The organism is Burkholderia sp. Se-20378 (assembly GCF_017104665.1).
Lineage (GTDB): Bacteria > Pseudomonadota > Gammaproteobacteria > Burkholderiales > Burkholderiaceae > Burkholderia > Burkholderia lata.
Genome location: NZ_JAAGPG010000476.1, coordinates 1 through 6223 on the forward strand (window position 1 = coordinate 1; position 6223 = coordinate 6223).

Sequence of the window (6223 nt, forward strand, 5' to 3'; positions counted from 1 at the left end):
TGGGGAACCGTCAGCGCTCAGCGGCCGGCGGTTTCGGTGACGCCGTCGCGACCCGGGATGTGGACGCTGTTGCGCTCGCGCATCCGCCGCCGGTACCAGAACGTCCACAGCAGCAGACAGCCGAACACGGTGTAGCCCATCACCGGCGACACGACCAGCACGCGTTCGACCGGCCAGGTCACGACCATCCAGAGGCGCAGCAGCATTTCCAGCGTCATGAACGCGCCCCACACGAACGTCATGCGCCGGAGCATCTGCCGCAGCCCCGGCTGTGCGTTCCAGACGGCTTCGAAATGCGCGGCGCCGCCTTCCATCTCGCGGGCGACGGTGGCGCGGGCGAGATAGAAGATCAGCGGGCGTTCGCGGAACAGCGACAGCAGGAACACGACGCCGATCGTGCCCGACGCGAGCGATTCGCGCATCAGCAGCGTGCGGGGGCTGCCGCCGAGCGCCATCCCGATGATCGACAGCGCGATGCCGAGCAGCACGATGGCCGCCACCGCATCGACGCGGCGCGAGCGGATGAATTCGACGATCGACCAGATGATCGGCGGGACCGCCGACGCATACAGCGCGCCGGTTTCGCCGAAATAGGGCTGCGCGGCCCGGTAGGCAACCCAGGGCAGCACCAGGTTGACGAAGAGTTCGAGAATCAGTCCGGCTCGCGGTTTCACGGTGAGCAATTCCACGCAGGTTGGGGCGAACCTGCAAAGGGCGTGGTGGCCCTCGGTTGCCCCGAAAAGGGTTCGGTCCAGTATATCGAAGAATCGGGCGGGGCTGCGGCGCCGCTTCGGCCGCTTGCCGCTGGCGCCGCCGGTGCCGTCGTCATCGTCACGGAAGCGCCGCGGCCGGCAGCGTGATCGTGACCGTGGTGCCTTGCAGCACGACGCTGTGCACGTGGATCGTGCCTTCGTGCCGTTCGACGACGGCCTTGACGAACGCCATGCCGAGGCCGACGCCGCTGGTTTCCGGCTGGCCGGCGGTGCGAAAGCGCCGGTAGCGCTCGAACAGCCGCGTCTGGTCCGCGCTGCTGATCCCGCACCCGCTGTCGCGGATCGTGCAGCGCACGGTCTTGCCGTCGGCGCCCGGCTCGACCCTGCATTCGACGCTCGTCAGCGACGCACTGTACTTGATGGCGTTGTCCAGCAGGTTGATCAGCGCGCGCGACAGCAGCGCGGGGTCGCCCAGCACGATCGTGTCGTCGTGCCGCGGCACGTCGTCGATCGACATCGATTTCCGGTGCGCGAGCGGCCATACCGCGTCGCGCGCCTCGTTCATCAGGTCGGCGAGGTTGACCGGCACGCGTTCGTAGTCGCTGGCCTCCGCACGCGAGAGCTGCGCGAAACCGTCGGCCATCGCCAGCGTGTGCCGCGCCAGCTTGCCGATTCGCGCGAACTGCTGCTTCATCTGCGCCTCGCCCACCCGTCGCGCATGCGTGTCGATCAGGATGATCAGCGAGGTCAACGGGGCGCGCATGTCGTGCGAGAACAGCGTCAGCATGTCGTTGCGCTGGCGCTCGAGCATGTCGCGGCGGACGGTCGCGTTGCGCAACGTTTCCAGCGCATCATGGATCCGCGTGATCTCGGGCCCGATGCCGCGCGGCATCGCGACGTGCGACGTATCGCCATCGCTGAGCGCGACGATCCGGCGGCCGAGCGCATCGAGCGGCTTCGACAGCAGTCGCTGCATGCCGCGCGCGAGCGAGGCGAGGATCGCGATGCACAGTGTCGTGGCGAACGCCGACAACACGACCTTGATCCGGGCGGTGTGCCGGTCGCCGATCGCGCGACGCCGCGCAAGGTCGATCACGTGATCGCGCAGCAGCTCGCTCGACCGGAAATGCGGCACGATCGCGCGGGAAAAGTCGGCCGCACTCATGGCATAGGCGCCGTTCTTGCCGCTGGCGACGGTCGCGTCGACGAGCGGCAGGATGTGCGCATCGAAGGCTCCGTTGAGCTCCGCGTATTCGCGCGCCACGTCAGGGTCGTCGAGCTGCGCGCCGATTGCGCCGTCGATCAGCGCGCGCAATTGCTCGATGCGGCCGCGCATCCGCATGATGTCCGCGAACTGCGTGCGATCGAGCGCCTGCCGCGCGAACATCGGCGCGATGAGCAGCGAGCCCGTGCGGCCCGCGTATTCGCGGAGATCGCCGAGGAGCCGCGCGAGCAGGATCGCACCCGACGTGCGCGGGTTGCGCATCGCGGTGTCGGTCATCGCGCCGTCGATCAGCAGCGACAGCGTGTCGACGATCCGGAACAGGCGTGCCTGCGCGTGCTGGATATCGTGAACGCTGCGGGTCGCAAGCGGCCGTGCGTCGAGTGCATCGACTTCCGTACGCGCATCGGCGAGCGTCATCCGGACCGAGTCGAGTGCATGCAGCAGGTTGCTGCGTTCGCGATCGTCGAGCACGGTCGCCTGCGCGATGCCGGCGCGAAAACGTTCGAGCGCCTGGTCGGAGCGCACGCGCGCGGCGAGCAGCTTGCGGACCTCGGCGGCGCCGTCGTCCTGCAGGCGCACCAGCAGGTCGTTCGTCGGGCCGCGTTCGGCCGAGATGACGTTGGCGGTGCTCATCGCGCCACGGACGAATTCGAAGCTCTGCAGGTCGGCGTTTTCCTGCCGGTATTGCCGGACACTCCCCCAGATGATCGTGCCGCACAGCAAGGCCAGCAGCGTGGTGACGAGTGCGAAGCCGATATGGGTCTTCTGCTGGATCGTCAGCGATCGAATGTTATATGCGCGTTCCCGGCTAAACGAGAATGAACGATTCATGACACACCATGTTTGCAAGCTATCCCGGGTGGGCCCGTATTCTCGGCCTGTCGGCGCCGTGACGCCGTAAGGTTTTGTGGGGGCGCGGGGGCTGCCTTCAAGGGGGCGCCAACGATCCTGGCAGGGAGGCCGGGTCGTGTCTTGCACAGGATCACCTTGCGTCAGTGTCCTGTCGACAGCGGACGAATCGCGCTTGATCCGGAGAAACCCTGATCGCGTATCAAGCCGGTGGCACGTTACGACAGATGGTTTGGATTGCGAATGTTTTTGATCGTCGTGTTCGAGCGGTGCACGGCATCCGGCTCGCGACGGACGACGGCGGCAAGGAGGGGGCGCGGGAGGGGAATGGCAGGCGCGCCGCCCGCGCACGGGCGACGCTTCGGGGTGACGCTTGCAGCACGCGTGCCGCGGCGCGAATCGCTGCCGCAGCCGCGCGCGCGGTCAGGCGAGGGCGGGCTGAACGATGATCTTCACGTTCCGGTCCTTGTGGTTGACCAGTTCCTCGAAGCCGTGCGAGACGATGTCGCCGAGCGCGATGCGCCCGGTGATGAGCGGCTGCACGTCGATGCGGCCGTCCGCGATGAAGCGGATCACATCCGCGAATTCGCCGTTGTAAGCGAGCGAGCCGATCACTTCCTTCTCGGTCGACACGATGTCGAAGAAGTTGAACGGCGCCGGCTCCTCGAAGATGCCGACCATCACCGACTTGCCGGCCTTGCGGATCACGTCGATCGCGAGCTTCGCGGTGGTGGTGTGCCCGATGCACTCGAACGACACGTCGGCACCGTAGCCGCCGGTCAGCGCCTTGACTTCCGCGATCGCGTCGGACGTCTTCGGATCGATGACGACGCTCGCGCCGACTTCCAGCGCCTTCTGCTTGCGCGCAGCCGACATTTCCAGCGCGATCACGCGCCCGGCGCCCGCGGCCTTCGCGCACATGATCGTGCACAGGCCGATCGTGCCCGCGCCGACCACGACGACGGTCTGCCCGACGATGTTGCCGGCCTTCTTCACCGCATGCAGCCCGACCGCGAGCGGCTCGATCAGTGCGCCGGCCTCGGTCGGGAAATCGTCGGGCAGCTTGTACAGCAACTCGGCCGGCACGTTCACGTATTCGGCGAATGCGCCGTTGTTCATCAGCCCGGTGAACGCGAGGTTCTCGCAGATGTTGTACAGCCCGTGCCGGCAATACCAGCAGGTGCCGCAATGCTGGCACGCGTCGGCCGTCACGCGGTCGCCGACCGCGAAGCCCGTCACGCCCGCACCGAGTTCGGCGATCTCGCCGCTGAACTCGTGGCCGAGGATGCATTGGCCCTTCAGGCCCGTCAGCGGATGCGGCGCGTCGACCGGGATGAAGACGGGGCCCGCGACGTATTCGTGCAGGTCGGAGCCGCAGATTCCGCACCAGTGCACGCGAATCGTGACCCAGCCTGCCGGCGGGCGCTCCGGAACGGGAACCTGTTCGACGCGGATGTCGTGGCGGCCGTGCCAGACGGCAGCTTTCATGCTGGGGGCGGTGGTCGATGCCGGTGTACTCACGTTGCTGTCTCCATCAGGTAGTCGTCGGGTGCGAGGCGTGGCTGCCGGTGCGCCCGTCGCGCGATTGCGCGATCGACCGATATGCAGGAACGGGGCCAGCTCGAGTCGGGGCGACGGAGGGCGATCGGACGGGACCTGCGTGGTGCGATGCGGCATTTCCCCGTTCGATGACAGGAAACGGGTTGACGGGGGCGTGGCGTGACGTTTGCTGCGATAGCTGAACGACACGCCGGTGAGACGCTGGGACGTTCGTCTCAGTGAAATGAGACGATTCGCGAGACGCGCGGCGATGGCCGGTGCGGTTCGATGCGCGTTCAGGCGACGACTGCGTCGACCGTAACCGGTGCGAGCAGCGTGAATCCGGCGGCGCGGTACAGCGGCAGGCCCGGCTCGGTCGACACGAGCCACACCCGCGGCGCGCCGCGTTGCCGTGCGTGCGCGACGATCGCGGCGAGCAACTGCATCGCGAGGCCGCGGCGGCGGTATGCATCGCCCGTCCCGACCCGGTCGACGACGATGTCGCGCGCCGACGCAACGCCGTAGCGCGCGGTGGCGGCGATCTGCCCGTCCAGCCGGTGCGCGAACAGGAACGCAGCCGGATTCGGCTGGAACGGCGGGAATGGCGCGCCCGCATTGAACGTATCGACGTCGCCCGGCGTGTGACAGGCGAGCGCCTGCGCGAGGGCATCGTCGCCGGACAGCCTGCCGATATCGGCGGCCATGAAATGCTCGTCCGACAGCCGGCGTGTCCTGCCTTGCAGCGCGGGCGGCAGCGGCGCGGCGCCGTAGCGCGTGAGCCACGCGCCGACGGTGAACGGGCCGTCGCCATCCGCGGGCGCGCCTTCGATCACGAAGTGCTCGAAGGGCCGCCCCATGCCGGCGTCGAATCGCACGACGTGGCCGTCCGGGCTGTCGTGCAGCGGTGCATCGCGCCGGTCGCGCGCGGCGCAGTATCCGGCGATGAAGGTGCGCACGGCGGCCTTGCGGCCGGGGAAGGTCGACCAGGCTGTGTCGAGCGGAAGCGGGGCGTCGGGAGCGGGAGAGGCGGTCGGCATGCGGTCGTATGCAACGTCGTCGGGGCGAAGCCGTCAGCTTAGATCAGGCGCCCACACGCTGCCATGCCGATCCATTGCCGCGATCGGCGGAACGGATCGTTGCGCACATTACCCCTTTACTTGAAGTTAACTTCAATTTGTATCATGTGCGCCAGTCCGATCGCGGACGCGTGACGCATCCCGTTGCACGCGGCCGCTTCAACGGAGGTGGAGATGACCGAATCGCCTGTCGCGGCCGATGCCGCCACGCTGCCGTCGCGCAGCTACCGGGCCGCCGTCGCGAACGTCGTGCTGGCGAGCATCGTGTCGGCGTTGCACGTCGGCAAGGCGACGATTGCGTTGCCGTCGCTCCAGCACGAGTTCGGCGGTTCGCTCGCGTCGCTCAGCGGAATCATGTCGGTGTTTCCGTTCGTCGGCGTGTTCGGCGGTATCGCGGCCGGCCTGCTGGTGCGGCGCTGGGGCGACCGGTTGCTGCTGATCGCGGGCCTCGTCATCCTCGGCCTGTCGAGTATCGCCGGCGCGTGGGCCGGCAGTTTCGCGCTGCTGCTGGCCACGCGCTTCGCCGAAGGGCTCGGTTTCGTGATCGTGGTGGTTGCCGCGCCGGCCGTGCTGAATCGCGTGACGCCGCCCGAGCGGCGCAATCTCGCGTTCGGACTGTGGAGCACGTTCATGCCGGTGGGCATGGCGCTGTCGATGCTGGTCGGGCCGCTGTTCGGCGGCTGGCGCAACGGCTAGATCGGAAGTGCGTCGCGTCGGTAACGAGTGTCTGCAAGCTCGTCGCTCTCGCGTGTTGCGCTATCCTTAACACAATACTCACTCTATCATCCATCAAGAGCCCACAACGTCTAAAAAACAACTAC

At 67.7% G+C, this 6223-nt stretch carries 4 protein-coding genes and 1 pseudogene; 1 reads left to right on the forward strand and 4 read right to left on the reverse strand.

Features of this window, described 5'->3' with window-relative positions:
• Positions 1–17 precede the first annotated feature (17 nt).
• The 4 genes from G3N93_RS31655 to G3N93_RS31670 form a co-directional block, all read right to left on the reverse strand.
• On the reverse strand, positions 18–674 hold the full coding sequence (locus G3N93_RS31655) for a VC0807 family protein (protein WP_174943018.1): 657 nt from the start codon (positions 672–674) through the stop codon (positions 18–20).
• A 157-nt stretch (positions 675–831) separates the two neighbouring features.
• On the reverse strand, positions 832–2769 hold the full coding sequence (locus G3N93_RS31660; RefSeq protein WP_206134719.1) for a HAMP domain-containing sensor histidine kinase: 1938 nt from the start codon (positions 2767–2769) through the stop codon (positions 832–834).
• A 441-nt stretch (positions 2770–3210) separates the two neighbouring features.
• Complete coding sequence (locus tag G3N93_RS31665; protein WP_206124411.1) at positions 3211–4275, reverse strand: 2,3-butanediol dehydrogenase; 1065 nt, start codon at positions 4273–4275, stop codon at positions 3211–3213.
• Positions 4276–4622: 347 nt separating this feature from the next.
• Positions 4623–5363: a GNAT family N-acetyltransferase gene (locus G3N93_RS31670; protein WP_206134720.1), complete on the reverse strand. Its 741-nt coding sequence runs from the start codon at positions 5361–5363 to the stop codon at positions 4623–4625.
• Positions 5364–5576: 213 nt separating this feature from the next.
• On the opposite strand from G3N93_RS31670, the pseudogene G3N93_RS31675 reads away from it, so the two are divergent.
• Positions 5577–6095, forward strand: a pseudogene (locus G3N93_RS31675) (MFS transporter); the annotation flags it as partial.
• Between the last annotated feature and the right edge of the window lie 128 nt (positions 6096–6223).

Coding starts and splice junctions, on each gene's coding strand:
- G3N93_RS31660 (WP_206134719.1), bottom strand. CDS start 2,769: ATGAATCGTTCATTCTCGTTTAGCCGGGAACGCGCATATAACATTCGA.
- G3N93_RS31665 (WP_206124411.1), bottom strand. CDS start 4,275: ATGAAAGCTGCCGTCTGGCACGGCCGCCACGACATCCGCGTCGAACAG.
- G3N93_RS31670 (WP_206134720.1), bottom strand. CDS start 5,363: ATGCCGACCGCCTCTCCCGCTCCCGACGCCCCGCTTCCGCTCGACACA.